Genomic DNA, 23,211 nt, shown 5'->3' with positions numbered 1-23,211 from the left:
CAAAGGAGAGCCATTATGTCGCGTGCCGTAGGTATTGACCTTGGAACCACCAACTCTGTCGTATCCGTGCTCGAAGGTGGTGAGCCAACCGTCATCGCTAACGCGGAAGGCAACCGCACTACCCCGTCCATCGTTGCTTTCTCGAAGGGCGGCGAAGTCCTGGTCGGCGATATCGCCAAGCGTCAGGCAGTCAACAACATCGATCGCACCATCGCATCGGTCAAGCGCCACATGGGCACCGACTGGTCCGTTGCCATCGATGACAAGAAGTACACCGCCCAGGAAATCTCGGCGCGTACCCTGATGAAGCTGAAGAACGACGCTGAGTCGTACCTGGGCGAGAAGGTCACCGACGCGGTGATCACCGTTCCTGCATACTTCAACGACGCCGAGCGCCAGGCCACCAAGGAGGCCGGCGAGATCGCGGGCCTGAACGTGCTGCGCATCGTCAACGAGCCAACTGCTGCTGCTCTGGCCTACGGCCTGGAGAAGGGCAACGAGGACGAGCTCATCCTGGTCTTCGACCTCGGTGGCGGTACCTTCGACGTCTCCCTGCTGGAAGTTGGCAAGGATGACGACGGCTTCTCGACCATCCAGGTCCGCGCGACCGCCGGTGACAACCGTCTGGGCGGCGACGACTGGGATCAGCGTGTTGTCGACTGGCTGCTGGCCCAGGCCAAGGCCAAGGGCGCAGACCTGTCCAAGGACAAGATCGCACTGCAGCGCCTGAAGGAAGCCGCAGAGCAGGCCAAGAAGGAACTGTCCTCGGCTACCAGCACCAACATCTCGCTGCAGTACCTGTCGGTCACCCCTGAGGGCCCGGTACACCTGGACGAGCACCTCTCGCGTGCGAAGTTCCAGGAACTGACCGCAGATCTGCTGGAGCGCACCAAGAAGCCATTCAAGGACGTCATCGCCGAAGCCGGCGTGAAGATCTCCGACATCGCCCACGTGATCCTCGTTGGCGGTTCGACCCGTATGCCAGCCGTTGCCGAACTGGTCAAGGACCTGGCCGGCAAGGAAGCCAACAAGGGCGTGAACCCGGATGAGGTTGTCGCCGTAGGCGCAGCCCTGCAGGCCGGCGTGCTGAAGGGCGAGCGCAAGGACGTGCTGCTGATCGACGTCACCCCACTGTCCCTGGGCATTGAGACCAAGGGCGGCGTGATGACCAAGCTGATCGAGCGCAACACCGCGATCCCGACCAAGCGTTCGGAGACCTTCACCACCGCCGAGGACAACCAGCCTTCGGTATCGATCCAGGTCTTCCAGGGCGAGCGCGAGTTCACCCGCGACAATAAGGCACTGGGCACCTTCGAGCTGACCGGCATCGCTCCGGCTCCTCGCGGCATCCCGCAGGTCGAGGTCACCTTCGACATCGATGCCAACGGCATCGTGCACGTGTCCGCCAAGGACAAGGGCACCGGCACCGAGCAGTCGATGACCATCACCGGCGGCTCCTCGCTGTCGAAGGAAGACATCGAGCGCATGGTGCAGGAAGCCGAAGCGCATGCGGAAGAGGACAAGGCACGCCGCGAGGCAGCCGAGACCCGCAACGCTGCCGAGCAGGCCGCCTACTCGGTGGACAAGCTGATCAAGGACAACGAGGACAAGCTGCCTGAAGAGGTCAAGTCCGAGGTCCAGGCCGACGTCGACGCCTTGAAGGCCGCCTTGGAGAAGCAGGACAACGACGACGAGGTCAAGGCCGCGTTCGAGAAGCTGCAGGCTTCGCAGTCCAAGCTGGGCGAGGCAATCTACGCCAACACCCAGGCCGAAGGCGCGGCTGCCGGCGAGCAGGATGCGCCGAACGCTGATGAAGACATCGTCGACGCCGAGGTCATCGACGAAGACGAAGCCGACAAGAAGTAGGGAGTTTAGGAATATGTCCGAGGCAAACAACCAGAACGAAAACTCCGGCCAGGAGCCGGAGAACCAGCCAGAGGCCGCTGACCAGCAGCCAACTGCTGACGCTTTGGGCCAGGCCGAGGCGATCCTGAACGAGGCCGGCGACTCCGTGGACGCGGAGCAGGACGAGGTCAGCGAGGTCGTCACCGAGCTGCGCAACGACCTGCTGCGCCTCCAGGCCGAGTACGTCAACTACCGCAAGCGCGTGGAGCGCGACCGTGCAGTGGCGCGTGAAAACGCCGTGCAGGGCATGCTTTCCACCTTGTTGCCCGTGCTTGACGACATCGACGCGGCACGCGCCCACGGCGACTTGGCCGATGGCCCCTTCGCATCGATCGCCAACAAGCTGGACTCGATCCTGGCCCAGCATGGCTTGGAGCGCATCAACGAGGCGGGGGTCGAATTCGACCCGAACGTCCACGAAGCGCTGCTGCGCCAGGCGGTGCCGGAGGTCCCGGCCGATCATGTGGGACAGGTGCTGCGTACCGGCTACCGCAAGGGAAGCAACATCCTGCGCGCTGCCCAGGTACTGGTCGCCACCGGCGAATAGCAACTAGCTAGCACAACTGAAACTGCCCACTGTCGAGTATTCGCCAGTGGGCAGTTTCGAATTGTCATAGAAAGGATGAGGCCCTGATGGCAAGTCAGGACTGGATAGACAAAGATTTTTACGCGATCCTCGGCGTCTCCAAGGACGCCTCGGACGCGGATATCAAGAAGGCGTACCGCAAGCTTGCGCGCAAGTACCACCCTGACACCAACGCCGGTGATGCAACCGCCGAACAGAAGTTCAAGGACATTACCGAAGCCAACTCGGTCCTCTCCGACAAGGAAGAGCGCGAGCAGTACGACGCCATCCGTGCCATGGGCTCGGGAGCACGTTTCTCAGCAGGAGGTCCGGGCGGAGCTCCGGGCGGCGGCGCAGGGTTCGAGGACATCTTCTCCAACCTGTTCGGCGGGGGAGGCGGGGCACGCCAGCGTGGCGGGCAGCCGGACTTCTCCGACCTGTTCGGGGGAGCGGGCGGCTTCGGCGGTTTCGGCGGCCAGGCCGCTCCGCCGCGCAAGGGCGCGGACCGCACCGCGAACACCTCGATCTCCTTCGCCGGCTCGATCAACGGCACGAAGATCGGGCTGCGCGAGCCGAGCGGCGAGGTCATCGACGTGCGCATCCCGGCCGGCATCAAGGACGGCCAGTCGGTGCGCGTGCGCGGACGCGGCCAAGCCGGCGCCGCCGGCAACGGAGACCTGATCGTCAAGGTCAAGGTCGCTGAGCACCCATTCTTCAAGCGCGAGGACAACAACATCCGCGTGCACGTCCCGGTGACCTTCGACGAGGCCGCACTGGGCGCGAAGATCCACGTCCCGACCCTCGACGGGGAACAGGTCGCGGTGAAGGTTCCGGCAGGTTCCAACTCGGGCCGCACGCTGCGCCTGAAGGGCCGCGGCGTGAAGACTTCCAAGGCCACCGGCGACCTGCTGATCGTGCTCGACGTGGTCATTCCGCAGAACCTCTCGGATGCCGCGAAGAAGGCGGTTGAGGACTTCGCCGCAGCCACCGAGGGCGAGGACCCGCGGGCGGACCTGGCCTCGAAGGCCAAGCTCTAGGATCGGCACCCGCCGATCACCCGTCGCCGGCGCCGGAGGAGCCAACATCCTCCGGCCCCGTCGATAGACTCAAGATACAACCAAGGCAGAAAGGTGGTTGAAGTACCGTGAACGGGGAGTACCTGCGACCTGTCTTCGTCATTTCCGTCGCCGCACAGCTTGCCGACATGCACCCCCAGACGCTGCGCCAGTACGACCGCATCGGCCTGGTTTCGCCCAGCCGGCAGTCGGGCAAGCAGCGCCGCTATTCCCAGCACGACGTGTCCCTGCTGCGCCAGGTTCAGGCGCTGAGCAAGGATGGCGTGTCGCTGGAAGGCATCAAGCGGATCCTTGAGTTGGAAAACCAAGTGGCTAGCCTTAAGGGCCAAGTGAACCAGTTGCGCGCGGAACTGGACTACGTGCGCCAAGGCCAATCGCGCATCTTCGCCGCCGGCACCGTCGCAGGCGACGTGGTGTCGCTGGCCCGCGGCATGCGCCCCTCGCGGCCCGAACCGACGGTATCGCTGTTCCCGGTGCGCCGCGCTATCGGCAGGTAGGCCTGCCGCCTGAAAGACATTAGAAATCCAGCCCGCCAGATCCCGGCGCGGCTGGATTTTCTGTCTCTATCCGAGCCGGCCGTGGCGGCGCAGCCGGGCTTCCAGCTGGGTGCGCACCGCCGGCCATTCGTGGGGCAGGATCGAGAAGACGACGGTGTCTCGCAGGGTTCCGGTCGCCGGATCGTACTTGTGGTTGCGCAGCACGCCGTCTTGCTTGGCGCCCAGCCGCGCAATGGCGGCGCGGGAAGCCTCATTGTGCCAATGCGTGCAAAACGCGACCGAGTAGCATCCGAGCACTTCGAATGCCCTGCGCAGCAGCAGGTATTTCGCTGCCGGATTGATGCCGGTGCCCTGCGCCGCAACGGCCAGGAAGGTCGATCCGATCTCCACCCGGCGGTTTGCGGCATCGATGTTCAGGTAGGCGGTGGCGCCGACGGCTTTGCCGGCGGAGGTGTCGATGATGGCGAAGGGGGCCATGGTTCCGGCTGCCTGGGAGTCCAGCCGCTGGGCGATATTGGCTTCCACCTGCTGTGCCGGGGGAGTTGTCGCGAACCAGTCCTCGTCGAGGCGTCCGGCGGCCACTACCTCGGCCAAGTCCGGCGCGTGCGAGGCGGCGAGCTGTTCCAGCCTCACCCCGGCGAATTCCATGGCGGGCGCGGTGGAGAACTCGGAGGCCGGGATTAATGACGAATGGCTCATGGCCACCAGTTTAGGGTGGACATGAGCCATTGCCGGACTTTATGTCAGGTCGTGCACTAGCCGACGCGAGTGTACGCCAAGTCGAAGACCAATCGGCCTGCCTTCAGCGCCTTGCCCTCGAAGCTGGTCAGGATGCGGCGTTCGAAGCGCGGGGCCCAGCCGCCGAGCTCGTCGGTGAACTCTGGTTCCTTCTCGAAGCCTTCCATGCCCTCGCGGCGGACCTTGGTCAGGTTGCTTTCCTCGCCGGCAAGGTTGCCCGGGAACTGGTTCTCGAAATCCGGGTGGGCGGTGAGCGCGTCACGCATCTGCTCGGCGTAGTTGGACCAGTCGGTGGCCAGGCGCAGGGTTCCGCCGGGCTTGAGCACCCGGGAAACCTTGTCCAGGAACGATGCCTTGATCAGGCGGCGCTTGTGGTGGCGCGGTTTGTGCCAGGGGTCGGAGAAGAAGATCCAGATTTCGTCGGCGCTGTTCTCTTCGAGCATCACGTCCAGCACCTCGGGGGCATTGGCCTGGACGGCGCGGACATTCTCGATACCGAAGGACTCGACCTTGAGCATCAGCTGGGCCAGCCCGGGGCGGTAGACCTCCACGGCGAGGTAGTTGCGCTCGGGGTCGTCCTTGGCGGCGTTGGCGATGCATTCGCCCAATCCGGTGCCGATCTCCACGATCAGCGGCGCCACGCGGCCGAATGCCTGATCCGGGTCGAGGGTGAAATCATCGGCTACCGAGGTGTCGGCGATCTTGCGGGGAGGCTCGATGACGTACTGCTCGGCATTGCGCTCCCAGGCGCTGGCTCGGCGGCCCTGCAGGCGGTTGCCGCGGCGGACAAAAGAGACCGGTTCGGCCCGGAAAAGTGCTGGGTCTTTGGGGGTCGGGGCCGCGGCCTGACGCTGTTCTTCGCTCGAATCGCTCATGATCATTAATCCTAGCCGAGCGCACCGCATCGATTCTTCCCGGGAGAGTAGGGGATTGGCCACGGTTTCAGGGGAAAATCCGGGCTGTCACCCATGGCGCCCGGGGGAGTCGATGGGGAAGACTGGATCCATGACTGATCTATTGCGGGGAATCCTGAATATCATCTGGCTGCTCTTCGGCGGCCTGTGGCTGGCACTGGGGTATGTCCTGGCTGGCATCATCTGCTGCCTGCTGATCGTGACCATTCCGTTCGGCATCGCTTCATTCCGCATCGCGGGTTACGCGCTGTGGCCCTTCGGCCGCACCGTCGTGGATCGCGGCGCTGTGGGAGCCTTCTCCACGCTGGGTAACGTGATCTGGCTGGTTTTTGCCGGCATCTGGATCGCCATCGGCCACGTGCTTACCGCCATCCCGATGTTCGTGTCGATCATCGGCATCCCGCTGGGCATCGCGAACCTGAAGATGATCCCGGTGTCCCTGATGCCGCTGGGCAAGGTGGTGGTCGCTTCGGACTACTACATCGGGACCATGCGCCGCTAGCGCCTGCCGTTCGGCTCGCACGGATTAAACGGACCGGGGCTGCCCTTCCACGTGGAAGGGCAGCCCCGGTCCGTATTGGCGGTAGATGCCGTTGCTAGCTCTTGAGGTACTCGTCGTGCTGGCGGTGCGCCTCGGTGATTTCGTCGCGGATCTTGTCGATGTCCTTGACCTTGTCGCGGTACTTCTTGTCCATGGACTTCACGTAGGCTTCCTCTTCCAGCAGCTCGGTGTAGATCCGCTCGCGCTCGGCCTGGTCCGCGGTGTAGGAGAGGTCGGTGTAGTTGTTCGCATGGCGGCGTACGTTGTTCACGGCGGTCTGCGCCTTGCCGGCCTTGCTGAACAGGGAGGCGAGGACCGTGACTACCAGGACGCCGATGATCACGCTCAGCGACAGGCCGGTGGTGATCTCGATGACCGATACGTGCTCGCCGCCGTTGATGAACGGCAGGTTGTTCTCATGCAGCGCGTGCAGGATCAGCTTGACGCCGATGAACGCCAGGATCGCAGCCAGGCCGTAGGACAGGTAGATCAGTCGATCCAGCAGGCCGTCAAGCAGGAAGTACAGCTGGCGCAGACCCATCAGGGAGAATGCGGTCGCGGTGAAGACGATGAAGACGTTCTGGGTCAGGCCGAAGATTGCCGGGATCGAGTCCAGGGCGAAGAGGATGTCGGTACCGCCGATGGCCACCATGACCAGCAGCATCGGGGTCAAGACCTTCTTGCCGTCGATCTTGGTGAACAGCTTATCGCCGTCGTACTCGTCGGTGGTGTGGAACAGCTTCTTGGCCAGACGGATGATGAAGTTGTTCGCCTCGTCGGACTCGTCGTCCTTCTTGAGCAGGTTGCCTGCGGTCAGCAGCAGGATCAGGCCGAAGATGTAGAAGACCCAGGCGAACTGGTTGATCAGCGCCGCACCGACGAAGATGAATGCGGTACGGGCAATCAGCGAGAACACGATGCCGAACAGCAGCACCTTCTGCTGGTCCTCGCGTGGCACCTTGAAGCTGGCCATGATGATCAGGAAGACAAACAGGTTGTCGACCGAGAGGGCCTTTTCGGTGATGTAGCCGGCGAAGTATTCGGCGCCCATGTCCACGCCGCCGAAAATGAATACGACGATGCCGAAGATTAAAGCGAGGCCGACGTAGATGCTCGACCAGATGGCCGCTTCACGCAACGACGGAACGTGCGCCTTGCGGATGTGGAAGAAGTAGTCGAATGCCAAAAGTGCGAGGATCACGACAATCGTGATGCCCCAGATCAAAGGAGAAACTCCCATGGGGATTCCTGCTTTCGTAAGTTGGGTACAAGCCATCCAAGTAAGTCTCTTCGCCAACGGAAAATGGTTGGCCGCAGAACCCGGCAAGACTCCTGTGTCTTACGTACTGACGGATCAAACGCTTGTGAATACTCCCTTACGTGGGATCAACTCTATCTTGAGTTTTGCCCTCAGGGAAAGTCCAGGCATGTGCGGTGCGTTGACCGGCGGTGGTTGTTCGACCGGTGGAGCCGCCCATCGCCGGGCCTAGGGAGAGGCATTTCGCGCGGCTAGGACTTGTTCGCGCAGGATGTCCGCGTGTCCGCAGTGCTGCGCCAGTTCACGCAGCATGTGAAGCTGGATCCAGCGCAGGGGCAGCGGCCCCCGCTTGTTCCCGGGGAAGACCGTTTCGCCGGTCGTCCCCTCCAGGACCTGGTGGGTGTGCGCTATTTCTTCGCGATACTCGGCGATGACGCTGGCAATGTTGTCGCCCTCTTCGAGCTTGAACGACTCATCGGGATTCGGGGCGATACCCAAGATGGAGCGGGAACTGCTGGTGGGAGCCTCCCGGAACCAGACCTTCTCGACGAATGTTCCGTGCTTGACCAGCCCGAGCAGCGTGGTGCGCGACGGCACGAGCTGCACTCTGGCCTCCTCTTCGGTGAGGCCGTCGAGGCAATCGAGCAGCATCGCCCGATGCTGGTCGATGAAGGCCTTGACCTGCTCATCGTGTTCGGCGAAGAAAAGCTCTGGTGAGTTCGGGTTAGCCATAGCTCCATTGTTCGCAGGTCGGCTCGGTGAATACAAGGAAAAACTTTTTTGAAATTGTTCGGCGAAAACGGAATAACCCCTGTCAAACAAGAGTTGAGTTAAGTACACTCAAGTTTAAAGGTTCACCCACAAACGAAAGGAAGCGCGTGGACACCAAACTCACTACCAAGAGCCAAGAGGCTCTCTCGGCCTCCGGGATGAACGCATCGACCGCAGGCAATCCCCAGATTGAACCTGCGCACCTGCTCAAGGCGCTGCTGGACCAGCGTGACTCGGTTGCGGTGGCACTGCTGAAGACTGCAGGGTTGGATGTCGACGCGCTTTCGGTGAAGGCGAGCTCGCTGATCAAGGCGCTGCCTTCCAGCTCCGGTTCCTCGGTGGCCCAGGCCCAGTTCTCCCGCCAGCTGTTGCAGGTGGTGAACAACGCTCAGGAGACTGCGACGGAAATGGGTGACACCTACGTCTCCACCGAGCACCTGCTGATCGCACTGGCCAGCGACCAGACCAAGACCGGCGAGGCGCTGCGCGAGATGGGAGTTACCCGCGACCTGCTGGTGGGAACCCTGCCCACCATCCGCGGCGACCGCAAGGTCGACAACCCGAACCCTGAGGCGACCTTCCAGTCCCTGGAGAAGTTCGGCACCGACATGACGGCGCTGGCCCGTGCGGGCAAGCTGGACCCCGTCATCGGACGCGACCGTGAAATCCGTCGTGTGGTGCAGGTGCTTTCGCGCCGCACCAAGAACAACCCGGTGCTGATCGGCGAGCCCGGTGTCGGCAAGACCGCCGTGGTCGAGGGCCTGGCCCAGCGCATGATTGCCGGGGACGTCCCGGAATCGCTGCGCGGCAAGACCCTGATCTCCCTTGACCTGGGTGCCATGGTTGCCGGTGCCAAGTATCGCGGCGAATTCGAGGAGCGCCTGAAGGCGGTTCTGGAAGAGATCAAGTCCTCTGACGGGCAGATCGTCACGTTCATCGACGAGATCCACACCGTGGTCGGTGCTGGCGCCTCCGAAGGCGCCATGGATGCCGGCAACATGCTCAAGCCGATGCTTGCCCGCGGCGAGTTGCGCCTGATCGGTGCTACCACCCTGGACGAGTACCGCGAGAACATCGAGAAAGACCCGGCGCTGGAGCGCCGCTTCGCCCAGGTGTACGTGGGGGAGCCGAGCGTGGATGACACCATTGCCATCCTGCGCGGCCTGAAGGAACGCTATGAAGCGCACCACAAGGTGTCCATCGCGGACTCCGCGCTGGTTGCCGCCGCCGCGCTGTCCAATCGGTACATCTCCGGGCGCCAGCTGCCGGACAAGGCCATCGACCTGGTCGACGAGGCAGCCAGCCGCCTGCGCATGGAGATCGACTCCGCCCCGGAGGAGATCGACGAGCTGCGCCGCGAAGTCGACCGGCTCACCATGGAGGAGCTGGCGCTGAGCGATGAAACCGATCCCGCATCAGTGGAACGCTTGGAGGCCCTGCGCAAGGACATGGCCGACAAGAAGGAGCAGCTCGACGCCCTGAACTCGCAGTGGGAAGCCGAAAAGGCAGGCCTGAACCGGGTCGGCGACCTGAAGGTCAAGCTGGATGAGCTGCGCTCCGAGGCAGAGAAGTACCAGCGCGAAGGCGACCTGGAGAAGGCCTCGCGCCTGCTCTACGGCGAGATCCCGACGCTCCAGCAGGAACTGGACGCCGCCGCGGCCGCCGAAGCGCATGGCGCCAAGGAGCACACCATGGTGGCCGACGAGGTCACCGCGGATGACATTGCCGAGGTGATCTCCGCCTGGACCGGCATCCCTGCCGGGCGCATGCTGCAGGGCGAAAGCCAGAAGCTGCTGGACATGGAGGAGATCATCGGGCAGCGCCTGATGGGCCAGAAGCAGGCAGTGGCCGCGGTCTCGGATGCGGTGCGCCGCACCCGTGCAGGCATCGCCGACCCGAACCGTCCGACCGGCTCCTTCCTGTTCCTCGGCCCCACCGGCGTGGGCAAGACGGAGTTGGCCAAGTCCCTAGCCGACTTCCTCTTCGACGACCCGCGCGCCATGGTGCGCATCGACATGTCCGAGTACTCGGAGAAGCACGCGGTCTCGCGACTGGTCGGTGCCCCTCCGGGCTACGTGGGCTACGAAGAGGGCGGCCAGCTGACCGAAGCGGTGCGCCGCCGGCCGTACTCGGTGATCCTGCTCGACGAAGTCGAGAAGGCCCACCCCGAGGTCTTCGACATCCTGCTGCAGGTGCTCGACGACGGACGGCTGACCGATGGGCAGGGACGTACGGTGGACTTCAGGAACACCATCCTGATCCTGACCTCCAACCTGGGCTCCCAGTTCCTGGTGGACCAGACCCTGGATGCCGAGACCAAGAAGGCGGCGGTGATGAACGTGGTCAACGCTTCGTTCAAGCCGGAGTTCCTGAACCGCCTGGACGAGGTCATCATGTTCGACCCGCTGAGCATCGACGAGCTGGGCAACATCGTCAAGCTGCAGATCGACCAGCTCTCCGAGCGCCTGTCCGAACGGCGACTGACCCTTGACGTGGATCCGGCCGCCAGCGAATGGCTCGCCTTGACCGGGTACGACCCGGCCTTCGGTGCCCGCCCGCTGCGCCGTCTGGTGCAGCGTGAGATTGGCGACCGGCTGGCCAAGGAAATCCTTGCCGGCGAGGTCCAGGACGGGGACACCGTTTCGGTCACGCTGGACGAGGGCAAGGACCGGCTGACCGTAGGACGCGCCGACAGCTAGCCTTCACGGGCCGTGAACAAAAGGGATGCGGTGTGAAGACCTCGTGGTCTTCACACCGCATTCCGGTATCCTGCGGCATCGGCCCAGCAGCGCCGAGAGCCGACTTAGGCGTTGGCGTTTTCCGTTTCCCTGGTCTTGTCCTCGGACGGGTTCGAAGCGGAGCTTCCCGGCTCATCCGAGGCAGGCAGCAGCGAACTGCGCACGTTGCTGTCGGTCAGGCTCAGGAAGCAGGAGACCAACCGGTCACCCTTTTCCCACGTGGCCTTCGACGGCCGCGAGAAGTGGTAAGTCCAGGTGGAGTCGATTCCCGCGCTTGGGTCCAAGGAGACCGACTTGCACAGGTCCTCGGACTGGGTCAGCAGTTCGTCCGCGCCGGGGTAGGGTGCCTCGGGGGCGCCCTCAAGCTCGAAGGTGCCGATCAGCTGCGCGTTATGGGAGGAATCGCAGGTTACTACGGTCTGCGGATCCAGCGGCGTGGTGAAACCCCGCAAGCAGTCGCCGAGCACCAGCTGCTCCGGCGGCATGCCCTCGGCGATGACGCCGTCCAGGCCGGGTGCCTCATTGCGCTGCACGTTGTTCGCCTCTGGCGAAGGCGGCGGATCAATGATTCTGAGCACTACGAAAACCACGGCAGCTGCTAAGGCGATGACGGCTGCGGCCAGCAGGAACCACTGCCCGATCTGACGCTTGGGTTTCTCCGGTTCCGGGCGCAACGGCGGCAGTGCGGCCTGCGGCTCCGGGAGATTCTTATCCACCACCTGATGAGCTCCTTTGTCAGCGGATCGGGCGAGAACTGCGACTAGTCATAAAATAGTCGTTGGACTAATCGCCAGTCTAGCGGTTCTGACCGGTGTTGCGTTCAGCGCTCGCCGTGGAATCGTGTTAACCTTTAATTACGAAAGAACTGATCACATATTCGGGGGCCTCCATCTATTAGGTGGACCACCTCCCGACTCTACTGAAAAGAGGGGGTCACGCCATGGGGCGCGGCCGTCAAAAGGCTAAAGCACAGCGTCAAGCGCGAGATATCAAGTACTACTCGCCCTCGACGGACCTTTCGGCACTCCAACGCGAGTTGGGTGTGCCCTCCGATCGTCATGCTCAGGATACTGGGCGTAATGATTCATCGTATGACGACGATTATTCGGATTACGACGAGTTGACTAAGAAGTATTCGGGAGAAGGCGAAGACGACTAAGGTCGTCGACGTTTACCGGGATACTTTTAGCTCGGGGTGCCACACCTGTGCAGTAAGTGGTACAGCTCTTCAATACATTTTTACGATAAGCCGCAGCGAATAAGCTAAATTAGCTTTGAGGTCGCTGCGGCCTTTGTCGTACCCGGAACGGTGAAAGGTCGAACATGAGCACGCCCGAGGAACTCTCGATCCAGATGGCGCACCACTCGGCGATCCGCTCCATGCAGCGCATCGTGGAACAGCAGGCCGAGGCATCACCCGAGGCCGAAGCCCGCGACGGGGTGCAATCCATGCTGGACGAGGGCAAGGTCCTGGTGGTTACCGGGGCCGGCGTCTCCACCGATTCGGGCATCCCGGACTACCGCGGTCCCAACGGCTCGCTGCAACGGCACCGGCCGATGACCTTCCAGGAGTTCCGCTACCGCCCCGAGGCCCGCCAGCGCTACTGGGCGCGCGGCTACGTGGGCTGGCGGCACATGGGCAATGCCGAACCAAACGACATCCATCGGCGTCTGGTCCAGTGGGAGCGCGAGGGTCGGATCAACGGGATCATCACCCAGAACGTCGACGGGCTGCACCAGCAGGCCGGATCCCGGCGCGTGATCCCGGTGCACGGCGACCTGTCGATCGTGCGCTGCCTGGACTGCGGCCACACCGAGGATCGGCTGCACTTCGACGCGCGCCTGCAGGCGGCCAACGCAGGATACCTGGAAGCGGTGGAAATCGACCCCGAAGCGGTCAATCCGGACGGGGACGTGGAACTGCCGCAGTACCTGGTGGACCAGTTCGCCATGGTCGCCTGCGAGAACTGCGGTTCGCTGGTTCTCAAGCCTGACGTGGTCTACTTCGGCGAAAGCGTGCCGCCGGCCCGCAAGGAAGCCATGGCGCAGCTGCAGGCGGAATCCACCTCGCTGCTGGTGCTCGGTTCCTCGCTGGCCGTGATGAGCGGCTACCGCATCCTGCTGGACTTCGTGAAGCTGGGGCTTCCGGTCGCGCTGATTACCAACGGGCACGTGCGCGGCGAACAGAAGGCGACCTGGCGTTGGCGGGTTCCGTTGGGGCAGGCGCTGGACCAGCTCTCCTAGCCTCGCTAGGCAAGGTGGTGGGCGAAGGTCCAGGCGGCCGCCGCGGTGCGCGACCCCACATCGAGCTTGGCGAAGATGTTGCTCAGGTGCCGGGCCACGGTCTTTTCGCTGAGATACAGCTGCGCGGCGATGTCCCGGTTGCTGCGCCCGGCGGCCACCAGCTGCAGTACCTGCACCTCCCGCTCGGTGAGCCCGACGGGATACCGGCCCGGTAGGGGAACCGGCAGCTGGTTTTGGGCCTCCCTCGCCTCGGGCAGTGCGCCCAAGCGCCGGAACGTGTCTGCGGCGGCCTGTAATTCAGCGTGGGCTGACCCCTGGTCGCCCAGCTGGCGCAGTGCACACCCCAGCACGAGCCTCGACCGGGCGGCCCGGTAGGGGCAACCGACCCGGTCCCAGCCCTGGATCGCCTTGCGTGCGTAGAGCAGTACCGCCGGCGCATCGCCGCGGGCCAGCTCCAGGCAGGCATAAGCATGGGCGGCCGCGGCCAGCGCACTCTCGCACCCCGGCTGCTGGGCCAGCGGCTCCAGCTCGGCAGCCAGCGCGCCCGCGCGTTCGGTGTCGCCCGCCATCAGGAACACGTCGTTTGCCTGGGGCAGCAGCCGGTTCCGTTGCGCGGGAACGGTGCGCACGCGCAGGCAGCGTTCGACCGCGGCCACCGCGGCCTGGGTGTCGCCCCTCCCGGCCCACAACCGCGCCAGCCCCGGCTGCGGGTCGCCTCCGTGCTCGGCCGAGACCTGGTAGGCCTGCTCCGCGGCGGCCAGTTCGCCGCAGATGAGCATCAAGTCCCCGCGTTCGCGTTCGGCCGCCCCCGCCGCCTAGATTTGGGAGTTGCTCTCGAAGCGCCGGCCGGCAGCGGAGAATTCCTCCATGGCTTCGTCCCACGCACCGCGCAGCGCCAGGAGCTGCCCGGTGTACAGCGCGCATTCACCTCCGAACGCGGTCATTCCCGGGTTGCTGCGTCGCCACTGGTCCAGGGTGTGTTTCGGCTTTTTGGAACTAGGCCATTAAGGCGGCGAGGCCAGGCCATTTCAGTGGCCTAAGGTAGACCATTTCGGCGCATGGGTTACCACCATGGTCATGCTCAACTACCTGACTGCTTTCAGCGGGGGTCAACCTTGCTTCGGGGATTGCTACTTCTGGGAGGGCTGCTTTACTGTCTCTTGCGGCTCGATGACTATGATCATGCGTTGCCCCTTTATGTGACTAGGGCGTTCTTCACATGATGTTCCAACGGCCTCGGGGCACCATGGATTTCTACAGGTGCTGTCACTCTGCTCCGGAGTGCTGTTGATGAGTTGAGAGCTACTGGAAATGAGGATCCTGAGCCGGTGACTTAGCATTTATGAATCTCCTAGTCAGGAGGATTTGTTGGGGTGGGATGAAATGGCCTAAGTTCGCGCTGAATTGGCCCACTGTCTTAGCGCTTTAATGGCCTAGTTCTAGAAGCCGAAACACATCCAGGGCCGCGGTCCATTCGCCGACCCGTTCGAAAGCCCCGATCTCTTGGCAAGCCTCGATGGCGGCGCACCAGATCAGCCCGTTGGGGATGGGGGCCCTATGTATTTTGTCAAGCAACTTCCGGCACCGGGGCATCGTAAAGCGACCCGTCGCGGATCATTGCGAACATGACCGTTAGCCTCCGGTGGGCCAGCGCGAGGAGCGCCTGGTTGTGGCGTTTGCCCTGAGCCCGTTTCCGGTCATAGTAGGCGTGGCTGGCCGGGTCGAAACGGATGGACGCGAACGCCGAGAGGAACAACGCTCGTTTCAGGCGTCTGTTGCCTGAATGGCTGACCCGTCCGGACTTATTCGAGGTGCCCGACTGACGGGAGGTTGGCGCCAGCCCGGCATAGGAGGCCAGTGCTGCGGCACTGTCGAAGGTCTTGCCGGAGGTCTAGGCGATGAAGATCGCAGTGGCCCTGACGGCGACCCCTGGCATGGAAGTCAGGACCGGGTAAAGAGGGTGCGCCCGACCCATGGCTTCAAGATGCGTGGCCACGTCGGTCCGCTGGGCATGCAAGGCGATCAGCTGCCGGGCCAGGTGAGGAATGACCAAACCGGCGGCCTCGGTGCCAACCACGACTGCTGTCTGCTCATCCACGGCGTCCAAGATGGTGTTGGCCCACGCGGTGTGCCGGCGGGCTCCGTGCTTTGTGAGCTTCGCGTCGATCCTGGCCTGGCCGGCATGCTTTAGCTGGGCCGGGGCGGGCTGGCGGTCGGCGGGAAGTCCCCGGACCGTTCACGCAGTCCACGCTACGGGCGGCGCAGGATCCGCGCGTTGGGCGGATCACCCATCATGCGGAGGAGGCCATGGGTCAACTTACCCAGACGCTGGCAAGGCCCGAGGCGAGGGCATTTCGCGTCGCGGCCAGCCTTGCCGCACCGGCCCGGGCAGAAGCTCATCGGGCACCGGCTGCCGACGTCAGTCACCTGCATAATTGATGCATGTGCCAAACCGTGCTCTGGGCGATCAACGCCCACTCGTTTACTGAGCGATTCGTCGCAGAAACCGCATCGCGGCTGGGCGTTGCCCCGCAGGACACCGAGCTGCGGATCAAGTCTTCACGCGTCCGCAGCAGCTCCAGGCACTTTGAACTGGTGCCGAACATGTGCAACTGCGGGAGCCTGGTGGGGCTCGGCCCCGGGAAAAAGCCCAGCGACGGACTCGACCCACAGACCCTGATCGCCTGGCTGCACGTACTGCCAAGCATCGCCGAGCACGTGTCGCGAATCGCCATCCTCAGTTGCTGGAGCCCGGCGGAAGCGGAGATTGTTCCGCGCCGTGCCTCGGGGATCCAAGTCTCGCAGCTTGCGGAGCAGTCGTTGCGATCGCTGCCGGGGGACTCGCTGCTGACCATCGACTACCGCTGAATCGATTCCTGTACGCCGGCCACGCGGAACCCATCCGGTTAATCATGCGTGTCGGGAAACGCAAAACCCCCTGCATGCCGGCCTTCCGGCCGGTATGCAGGGGGTTGAAGCGTTAGCCCTACTTGGCGTAGCTGCCGGTCAGCAGCACTGCGCCGCCGTCCACGCCCTTGGCGCCCTGGACGAAGTCCAGGCCTGCGGCGGAAGCCGACGGATCCAGGTTCTCGACCTCGCCCATGACCCAGGCGCCCATGCCCGCGGCGTTGAGCAGTTCGACGGCGCGGTCGGCCACGGCAGGATCCACGACGGCGACCATGCCCACACCCAGGTTCAGGGTGCGTTCAAGGTCGGCCTGCGGCACGTTGCCCAGCTGCGCGATGGTGGAGAAGACCGCAGGCAGCGACCAGGTCGAGCGGTCCACGCGGGCCATCAGGCCCTGCGGGAGCACGCGGGCCAGGTTGGCGGCCAGGCCGCCGCCAGTGACGTGGCTGAAGCCGTGCACGCCGAAGTTCTCTCCGTCGTTCAGGGCGCCGACCAGATCCAGGCAGGCGCTGGTATAGATGCGGGTCGGAACCAGCAGTTCCTCGCCCAGGGTGCGGCCGAACTCGGCGACGTCCCGGTCGAGCTCCCACTTGGCGTGGGCGATGACGCGGCGCACCAGCGAGTAGCCGTTGGAGTGGATGCCGGAGGAGGCCATGCCGATGACCACGTCGCCGGCCTTCACGCGTTCCGGGCCCAGCAGCTGGTCTGCCTCGATGACGCCGGTGGCGGCGCCTGCCACGTCGTACTCGTCCTCGGCCAGCAGCCCCGGGTGCTCGGCGGTTTCGCCGCCGACCAGCGCGGTGCCTGCCAGCTTGCAGCCCTCGGCGATGCCGCGCACGATGTCGGCGATGCGCTCCGGAACGACCTTGCCGGTGGCGATGTAGTCGGTCATGAACAGCGGCTTGGCGCCGACCACAACGATGTCGTCCACGACCATGCCGACCAGGTCCTGGCCGATGGTGTCGTGGATGTCCAGCTTCTGGGCGATGGCGACCTTGGTGCCCACGCCGTCGGTGGAGGTGGCCAGGTACGGCTTCTTGTAGCCGGTCAGGAAGGAGACGTCGAAGAGTCCTGCGAAGCCGCCGACCCCGCCGACAACGCCGGAGGTGTGGGTCGCCTTGATCGCGCCCTTCATCAGCTCGACCGCGCGGTCGCCGGCTTCGACGTCTACACCTGCGCCGGCGTACGTGATGGACGTGGGCTGATCTTGCGTGCCGCTCATGGCAGGGGGTTCCTATCTGTCGTGGACACCGCAGCTGTGCTGAGGTGCGCTTGCAACGAGGTGGGTTACGTGGGTGGGCGTGGGCTAGAGGGTGACTTCGAGCTCGGAGTCCGGGCCCGGCTCGCAGCCGGCCTGGTTGGCGGCTTCCAGCAGGTTCTTGCCGCGGCGGGTGGCATCCGGCAGGGCGATCGGGTAGTCGCCGGTGAAGCAGGCGGTGCACAGGCGCTCGCGCGGCTGGCGGGTGGCCTCGATCATGCCGTCCTCGGAGATGTAGGCCAGCGAGTCCGCGCCAATCGACTTGCCGATTTCCTCCACGGCGGCGCCGTTGGCGATCAGCTCCGCGCGGGTGGCGAAGTCGATGCCGTAGAAGCAGGGCCACTTCACCGGAGGGGAGGAGATCTTCACATGAACCTCGGCCGCGCCGGCCTCGCGCAGCATGCGCACCACGGCGCGCTGGGTGTTGCCGCGCACGATCGAGTCGTCCACCACTACCACGCGCTTGCCGCGCAGCACGGTCTCCAGGGCGTTGAGCTTGAGCTTGATGCCCAGCTGGCGCAGGGTCTGCGACGGCTGGATGAAGGTGCGGCCCACGTAGGCGTTCTTCACGAAGCCGTGGGTGAACGGGATGCCGGATTCCTCGGCGTAGCCGATGGCCGCCGGGGTGCCGGATTCCGGAACCGGGATCACGATGTCAGCCTCGGCGGAGTTCTCGCGGGCCAGCTGGCGGCCCATCTCCACCCGCGATTCGTAGACCGAACGGCCGGCGATGGTGGCATCCGGGCGGGCCAGGTACACGTACTCGAAGACGCAGCCCTTGGGGGTGGCTTCGGCGAAGCGGGTGGAGCGCACGCCGTTCTCGTCGATGGCGATCATTTCGCCCGGCTCGATCTCGCGGATGAACGAGGCGCCCACGGTGGCCAGGGCGGGCTGCTCGGAGGCGACAACCCAGCCGCGGTCCAGACGGCCGAGCACCAGCGGGCGGATGCCGTGCGGGTCGCGGGCTGCGTAGAGGGTGTCCTCGTCCATGAAGACGAAGCAGAAGGCGCCTTCGATCTTCGGCAGCAGCTCCAGGGCGGTGTCTTCCAGGCTCTGGCCTTCGGAACCGGCCAGCAGCGCGGTGACCAGCGCGGTGTCGGTGGTGTTGCCCTGGGCGAGCTCGCCGCGGACCTTGCCGCCTTCGGCGAGCTGCTTGGCGCGGACCATGTCCGCCAGATCTGCCGAGTTGGTGAGGTTGCCGTTGTGGGCCAGGGCCACGGTGCCAGTGGTGGTCGGGCCCAGGGTCGGCTGCGCGTTGGCCCAGTGGCTGGAGCCGGTGGTGGAGTAGCGGCAGTGGCCGATGGCCAGCTGGCCGGTCATGGAGTTCAGGGTGTTCTCGTCGAAGACCTGGGAGACGAGGCCCATGTCCTTGTAGACGTTGATGCGTGCACCATCAGAGGTTGCGATGCCAGCGGATTCCTGGCCTCGGTGCTGCAGTGCATAAAGACCGTAATAGGTCAGCTTCGCGACTTCTTCACCCGGAGCCCAGACGCCGAAGACGCCGCATTCATCCTGCGGCCCCTTCTCGCCCGGAAGGAGGTCGTGATTTAGAAATCCATCGCCACGCGCCATGTAATTATTCTCTCATGTTTCTCAGAGGTCGACACCGACCAAATATGTGGTGGGTGGCGGCCAGGTGCGCGGCCGCCTGCCTTCCTGGGAAGGGGAAGGGCGCCCTAGCCTTGTGGTCCGCTGGAGTCGGTGTCCTCGGCCAGGGGAACCGCCAGATGATTGCTGGATTTGCGCATGGTCACGCGATCAACGATCACGTAGACCACGGCGCCGATACCGACGCCCAAGCCGCCGCAGAACATGGCAAAGAACCCGGAGGCCGATGCACGTGAATATTCCTCGGACGGCTCCCCAACCAGGCCGACAATCAGTCCAACCAACGCGCCTATGACGAGGAACGTCAAGACGAAAGGCCAGAACTTCGGTGATGCGTGAACCTGGACTTCGATGGGCTGATCGGCAGACGACGGGGTGGCGGGGTGTTGCTCCATACCTTTAAGGGTACTCAATCAGGGGAAGATGTGCCGACAAGTCTGCCCTAAGTCCAGAGGCGTGCAATTGCCCACTTTGCAGGGCCTGCGCCCAGACGAGCTTCCCTGTTGCCAGGCGAAGCCATAGATCGGCTGGCATTTCGACCACATTCGGAGGGGTCCCGCGGGTGTGCCGGGGCCCGGGTATGCACTGAGTCACACCGAAGGGCGGCACCCTGACTTCCACCGAGTTGCCCTCGGCCCGCGAGGCGAGCTCCTCTAGGGTGAAACGCACCGCGGTGGCCAGCACCGGGCGGGGCAAGGAAGCTTCGGCTTGCAACGAATTAACCCATTCCCTGAGCGCGGAGCGCCCGTCGGTGTCGTTGATGCGCCGTTTGATGGCCATGTGCCAGGCCCCTTCGCTTGATGACGGTGAGGCGTCATGATTCAGTTTCCGGAGAAATCCCTACCTGCCAACTCTAGTCCAGCCGCGCGCGCCCCGGGTGTCGAGGCGGCCGGCGCCAGCGCTGCGCGAAGCTGCCGGTGCTCCTCCTTGCCCAGTGCTCCGGCGGAGGCCAGCAGGTCCAGTGCCAGCAGGTCGGTGCCGCGCGAGGAACCGTCGAGCATTTTCAGCGCCACGCTGTATCCGCCCGGGGTTCCCATGGCCAGCACGCCCTCGGCGCCGAGCTTGGCGATGATGCCGGTGCGCTCGATCACCAGGGTGTTGGCCGACCCTTCGCCGCGGATGGCCCACGGATTCTCGCGGATTGACTGCACCACCTGCTCGGCCTGGGGGTCCGTGGAAGAAACGAGCCGGCCGAATCCCCGGGCCAGGGACAACAGCGACATTTGCGGGGCCGGAGCGCCGCAGCCGTCGATCCCGACGAAGCTGATCGGTCCGCAGAATTCCTCCATGGCATCCAGCGCCGCGCGCTGCACCGGGTGGCCGGGGGAGAGATATGAGCCGGTTGGTTCGCCGGCGTGAACCGCGGCATTCAGGAAGGCAGCATGCTTGCCCGAGCAGTTGAATGCCAGCCTGCCAGGCCCCAGGCCTTGGCGATTCATTGCATCCCGGGTCGCGGAGTCGCCCGGCCAGGAACTGGGGCACTGCAGGTCGGTTGTGCCCAGCCCCGCGGCTTCCAGCGTCTGCTCGGCGATGCGCTGGTGCCGGAAGGTGCCCAGGTGGCTGGCGCAGGCTAAAGCGGTACCCTGGGATGAGAGTTGCGCGCCGGCGCGCAGCGAGCCGATGGTCTGGAAGGGCTTGAGCGCGGAGCGCGGGAAGATCCGTGCCTGCGGCTTGCCCAGCACGGCCGCCACCTGCCCGGAGGGGTCCAGCACCACGGCTACCCCGAGATGGCGGGATTCAACCACTTTATTGCGGGTGATGCGCACCAGTTCGGCGCAGTCGGACAACTCAAGGCCAAGTTCCATGCCTGCCAGTCTAGGCCCTGGACCCGCCACTGGGGATGTGTGGCATCGCGCGGTCACACACGCCTGGGGGAGCGGGGATCTCCGGTAAACTTTGGCATGTGAAGGTACTGGTTATTGGCCCAGGCGGCCGCGAACATGCAATTGTCCGAGCACTGAGTGCAGACCCCTACGTCAACGAGGTCCATTGCGCGCCCGGCAACGCCGGCATGGCGCAGGACGTCACCACCCACGCGATCGACGCCCAGGATCCGGCAGCAGTGCTCGCCCTGGCCCGCGAACTGGCCAGCGACCTGGTGGTAGTCGGCCCGGAAGCCCCGCTGGCAGCCGGTGTGGCCGACGCGCTGATCGCCGCGGGCATCCCGGTCTTCGGTCCGACCAAGGCCGCGGCGCAGCTGGAAGCTTCCAAGGCCTTCGCCAAGGACGTCATGGCCGCCGCCCAGGTGCCGACCGCCATGGCGCACGTCGCCACGAACACCGATGAAGCCGCCCGCGCGCTGGACGAGTTCGGCGCGCCCTACGTCGTCAAGGACGACGGGCTGGCGGCCGGCAAGGGCGTGGTAGTCACCTCCGACCGCGCCGAAGCGCTGGCCCACGCCGAGGCCTGCTTCGCGGCCGGAGGCACCGTGGTCATCGAGGAATTCCTGGACGGCCCGGAAGTGTCCCTGTTCGTCATCTGCGACGGGCTGCACGCGGTGCCGCTGTCTCCGGCCCAGGACTTCAAGCGCATCTTCGACAATGACGAAGGTCCGAACACCGGTGGCATGGGCGCGTACTCGCCGCTCGAATGGCTGCCGGAAGGCTTCGTGGACGAGGTCATGGAACGCGTGGCCTACCCGACCCTGCGCGAGATGGAAAAGCGCGGCACCCCGTTCACCGGCGTGCTCTACTGCGGCCTGGCCATCACCAAGCGCGGCATCCGCGTCATCGAGTTCAACGCCCGCTTCGGCGACCCGGAGACCCAGGCAGTGCTGGCCCGCCTGAAGACCCCGCTGGGCGGCGTACTGCTGGCCGCGGCCCGAGGCAAGCTGGATGACACCGAGCAGCTGGTGTGGTCCAAGCAGACCGCGGTGGACGTGGTCATCGCCGCGGAGAACTACCCGGACACCCCGGTCAAGGGTGCGGTAATCGCCGGCCTGGACGCGGCCAACGCCATCGACAACGTGCATGTCATGCACGCAGGCACCGCCAGCGACGAGCAGGGCAACATCACCGTGGCCGGCGGCCGCGTGCTGGCGGTGGTCGGCCTGGGCGAAGACCTGTCGGCGGCCCGTGCTGCGGCGTATGCCGGCGTGGCGGAAATCAGCTGGCCCGGTGCCCAGTCGCGCAGCGACATCGCACTGAAGGCAGAACGCGGCGAGATCGTCGTGGCAAACGAAAGCAAGTAGAGGACTACAGATTCATGGCAGGATTCCAGACCGACGTGCTCGCCCTTGAGGGTTGGGACCACTTCTACTCGGGCAAGGTGCGCGACCTCTACGTTCCGGCGGGCGTCAGCTTCCAGGACACCGACCGCGTGCTGGTGGTGGCCTCCGACCGCATCAGCGCCTACGATTTCGTGCTGACCAGCGAAATCCCGGACAAGGGCAAGGTGCTCACGCAGCTGAGCCTGTGGTGGTTCGAGCAGCTGGGCGACTTCGCCAACCACGTGATCTCCACCGAGGTCCCGGCCGAGGTGGCGGGGCGCGCAATGGTCTGCAAGAAGCTGGAGATGTACCCGATCGAGTGCATCGCCCGCGGCTACCTGACCGGTTCCGGCCTGGCCGAGTACAAGGTGTCCTCGACCGTCTGCGAGCTGCCGCTACCGGCAGGCCTGGTGGATGGCTCGCGCCTTGAGCCGGCGCTGTTCACCCCCTCGGCCAAGGCCGAAGTGGGCGAGCATGACGAGAACATCTCGTTCGAGCAGACCGTGGACCGCGTAGGCACCCAGGTGGCCGAGGCGCTGCGCGAGAAGACCGTGGCGCTCTACGAGCAGGCCGAGAAGATCGCGCGCGAGCGCGGCATCATCCTGGCCGACACCAAGGTAGAGTTCGGCGCGGATCCGGCCACCGGCCAGATCACCTTGGGCGACGAGGTGCTGACCCCGGATTCCTCGCGCTTCTGGGACGCGCAGTCCTACGCGCCGGGCCAGGCCCAGGCAAGCTTCGACAAGCAGTTCGTCCGCGACTGGCTGACCTCGCAGGCTTCGGGCTGGGACAAGACCTCGGGCCAGCAGCCTCCGGCGCTTCCCGCTGAAATCATCGAGAAGACCCGCGCGCGCTACATCGAGGCGTACGAGCGGCTGACCGGGCGCACCTTCACCGCCTAGTTTGCCCAGACGCCTACCAAGAGAACCCCGCACACTTCGGTGTGCGGGGTTCTCCCATTCCAGCGGGCCTTCGTTGCGTCT

At 64.8% G+C, this 23,211-nt stretch carries 23 protein-coding genes and 1 pseudogene; 11 read left to right on the top strand and 13 right to left on the bottom strand.

Features of this window, described 5'->3' with window-relative positions:
• The first annotated feature begins 15 nt into the window (after window positions 1–15).
• From dnaK to C1H84_RS11965, 4 genes are all read left to right on the top strand, one after another.
• Entirely contained in the window at window positions 16–1,866 is a 1,851-nt protein-coding gene (gene dnaK, locus C1H84_RS11980) for a molecular chaperone DnaK (protein WP_113607499.1), read from the top strand.
• A 13-nt stretch (window positions 1,867–1,879) separates the two neighbouring features.
• On the top strand, window positions 1,880–2,452 hold the full coding sequence (locus C1H84_RS11975) for a nucleotide exchange factor GrpE (protein ID WP_047119867.1): 573 nt from the start codon (window positions 1,880–1,882) through the stop codon (window positions 2,450–2,452).
• Window positions 2,453–2,538: 86 nt separating this feature from the next.
• Entirely contained in the window at window positions 2,539–3,507 is a 969-nt protein-coding gene (locus C1H84_RS11970) for a DnaJ C-terminal domain-containing protein (RefSeq protein ID WP_047119866.1), read from the top strand.
• Window positions 3,508–3,614: 107 nt separating this feature from the next.
• Window positions 3,615–4,043, top strand: coding sequence for a heat shock protein transcriptional repressor HspR (locus tag C1H84_RS11965; RefSeq protein ID WP_047119865.1), 429 nt, complete (start codon window positions 3,615–3,617; stop codon window positions 4,041–4,043).
• A 66-nt stretch (window positions 4,044–4,109) separates the two neighbouring features.
• Here the strand turns inward: C1H84_RS11965 and C1H84_RS11960 are convergent, their stop codons facing one another.
• Both C1H84_RS11960 and trmB read right to left on the bottom strand, forming a co-directional pair.
• Window positions 4,110–4,742 carry a GNAT family N-acetyltransferase gene (locus tag C1H84_RS11960; RefSeq protein WP_342352854.1) on the bottom strand — a complete coding sequence of 211 codons (633 nt, stop codon included), beginning with the start codon at window positions 4,740–4,742 and terminating at the stop codon, window positions 4,110–4,112.
• 56 nt (window positions 4,743–4,798) lie between these two features.
• Window positions 4,799–5,656, bottom strand: coding sequence for a tRNA (guanosine(46)-N7)-methyltransferase TrmB (gene trmB / locus C1H84_RS11955; RefSeq protein WP_047120874.1), 858 nt, complete (start codon window positions 5,654–5,656; stop codon window positions 4,799–4,801).
• Between the two features lie 130 nt (window positions 5,657–5,786).
• Between trmB and C1H84_RS11950 the strand changes: the two genes are divergently transcribed.
• The gene (locus C1H84_RS11950) at window positions 5,787–6,197 is read left to right on the top strand and encodes a YccF domain-containing protein (protein ID WP_047119864.1); all 411 of its coding nucleotides are present in this window, start codon (window positions 5,787–5,789) and stop codon (window positions 6,195–6,197) included.
• Between the two features lie 94 nt (window positions 6,198–6,291).
• Here the strand turns inward: C1H84_RS11950 and C1H84_RS11945 are convergent, their stop codons facing one another.
• Window positions 6,292–7,476 (bottom strand): TerC family protein, encoded by a 1,185-nt coding sequence (locus tag C1H84_RS11945; protein ID WP_047119863.1) that lies wholly within the window; start codon window positions 7,474–7,476, stop codon window positions 6,292–6,294.
• Between the two features lie 246 nt (window positions 7,477–7,722).
• Window positions 7,723–8,226 carry a DinB family protein gene (locus tag C1H84_RS11940; protein WP_047119862.1) on the bottom strand — a complete coding sequence of 168 codons (504 nt, stop codon included), beginning with the start codon at window positions 8,224–8,226 and terminating at the stop codon, window positions 7,723–7,725.
• Between the two features lie 146 nt (window positions 8,227–8,372).
• On the opposite strand from C1H84_RS11940, the gene clpB reads away from it, so the two are divergent.
• Window positions 8,373–10,964: an ATP-dependent chaperone ClpB gene (gene clpB, locus C1H84_RS11935; protein WP_113607497.1), complete on the top strand. Its 2,592-nt coding sequence runs from the start codon at window positions 8,373–8,375 to the stop codon at window positions 10,962–10,964.
• A gap of 104 nt (window positions 10,965–11,068) precedes the next feature.
• Here clpB and C1H84_RS11930 read toward each other — a convergent pair whose 3' ends face one another.
• A complete protein-coding gene (locus tag C1H84_RS11930; protein WP_146956047.1) occupies window positions 11,069–11,719 on the bottom strand; it encodes a septum formation family protein in 651 nt (216 codons plus the stop codon).
• 224 nt (window positions 11,720–11,943) lie between these two features.
• Between C1H84_RS11930 and C1H84_RS11925 the strand changes: the two genes are divergently transcribed.
• Both C1H84_RS11925 and C1H84_RS11920 read left to right on the top strand, forming a co-directional pair.
• A complete protein-coding gene (locus tag C1H84_RS11925) occupies window positions 11,944–12,162 on the top strand; it encodes a DUF3073 domain-containing protein (protein ID WP_082123962.1) in 219 nt (72 codons plus the stop codon).
• 164 nt (window positions 12,163–12,326) lie between these two features.
• Window positions 12,327–13,247, top strand: a complete 921-nt coding sequence (locus C1H84_RS11920) for a Sir2 family NAD-dependent protein deacetylase (RefSeq protein ID WP_053798619.1) — start codon at window positions 12,327–12,329, stop codon at window positions 13,245–13,247.
• Between the two features lie 5 nt (window positions 13,248–13,252).
• On the opposite strand, the gene C1H84_RS18645 is transcribed toward C1H84_RS11920, so the two are convergent.
• The 3 genes and pseudogenes from C1H84_RS18645 to C1H84_RS11910 all read right to left on the bottom strand — a co-directional run.
• A complete protein-coding gene (locus tag C1H84_RS18645; protein ID WP_113607495.1) occupies window positions 13,253–14,026 on the bottom strand; it encodes a helix-turn-helix transcriptional regulator in 774 nt (257 codons plus the stop codon).
• 36 nt (window positions 14,027–14,062) lie between these two features.
• Complete coding sequence (locus C1H84_RS18640; protein ID WP_272926295.1) at window positions 14,063–14,191, bottom strand: hypothetical protein; 129 nt, start codon at window positions 14,189–14,191, stop codon at window positions 14,063–14,065.
• Window positions 14,192–14,814: 623 nt separating this feature from the next.
• A pseudogene (locus C1H84_RS11910) lies at window positions 14,815–15,453 on the bottom strand (transposase); the annotation flags it as partial.
• 236 nt (window positions 15,454–15,689) lie between these two features.
• On the opposite strand from C1H84_RS11910, the gene C1H84_RS11905 reads away from it, so the two are divergent.
• Window positions 15,690–16,115, top strand: coding sequence for a hypothetical protein (locus C1H84_RS11905; RefSeq protein WP_113607494.1), 426 nt, complete (start codon window positions 15,690–15,692; stop codon window positions 16,113–16,115).
• Between the two features lie 118 nt (window positions 16,116–16,233).
• Here C1H84_RS11905 and purM read toward each other — a convergent pair whose 3' ends face one another.
• The 5 genes from purM to C1H84_RS11880 form a co-directional block, all read right to left on the bottom strand.
• Window positions 16,234–17,376: a phosphoribosylformylglycinamidine cyclo-ligase gene (purM, locus tag C1H84_RS11900; protein ID WP_113607493.1), complete on the bottom strand. Its 1,143-nt coding sequence runs from the start codon at window positions 17,374–17,376 to the stop codon at window positions 16,234–16,236.
• A gap of 84 nt (window positions 17,377–17,460) precedes the next feature.
• Entirely contained in the window at window positions 17,461–18,984 is a 1,524-nt protein-coding gene (gene purF, locus C1H84_RS11895) for an amidophosphoribosyltransferase (RefSeq protein ID WP_047119857.1), read from the bottom strand.
• Between the two features lie 104 nt (window positions 18,985–19,088).
• Window positions 19,089–19,415 (bottom strand): hypothetical protein, encoded by a 327-nt coding sequence (locus C1H84_RS11890; protein ID WP_047119856.1) that lies wholly within the window; start codon window positions 19,413–19,415, stop codon window positions 19,089–19,091.
• A gap of 4 nt (window positions 19,416–19,419) precedes the next feature.
• Window positions 19,420–19,800, bottom strand: a complete 381-nt coding sequence (locus tag C1H84_RS11885; RefSeq protein WP_047119855.1) for a sterol carrier family protein — start codon at window positions 19,798–19,800, stop codon at window positions 19,420–19,422.
• 41 nt (window positions 19,801–19,841) lie between these two features.
• The gene (locus tag C1H84_RS11880) at window positions 19,842–20,825 is read right to left on the bottom strand and encodes an asparaginase (protein WP_113607492.1); all 984 of its coding nucleotides are present in this window, start codon (window positions 20,823–20,825) and stop codon (window positions 19,842–19,844) included.
• A 98-nt stretch (window positions 20,826–20,923) separates the two neighbouring features.
• Here C1H84_RS11880 and purD point away from each other — a divergent pair, with 98 nt between their 5' ends.
• Window positions 20,924–22,210: a phosphoribosylamine--glycine ligase gene (gene purD, locus C1H84_RS11875; protein WP_047119854.1), complete on the top strand. Its 1,287-nt coding sequence runs from the start codon at window positions 20,924–20,926 to the stop codon at window positions 22,208–22,210.
• Window positions 22,211–22,224: 14 nt separating this feature from the next.
• Window positions 22,225–23,130, top strand: coding sequence for a phosphoribosylaminoimidazolesuccinocarboxamide synthase (locus C1H84_RS11870; RefSeq protein WP_047119853.1), 906 nt, complete (start codon window positions 22,225–22,227; stop codon window positions 23,128–23,130).
• Window positions 23,131–23,211: the final 81 nt, after the last annotated feature.

This window comes from Glutamicibacter soli, assembly GCF_003309065.1.
Classification (GTDB): Bacteria; Actinomycetota; Actinomycetes; order Actinomycetales; family Micrococcaceae; genus Glutamicibacter; species Glutamicibacter soli.
The sequence above is the reverse complement of the archived record's forward strand: the minus strand, read 5'-3'. Positions and strand labels throughout refer to the sequence as shown.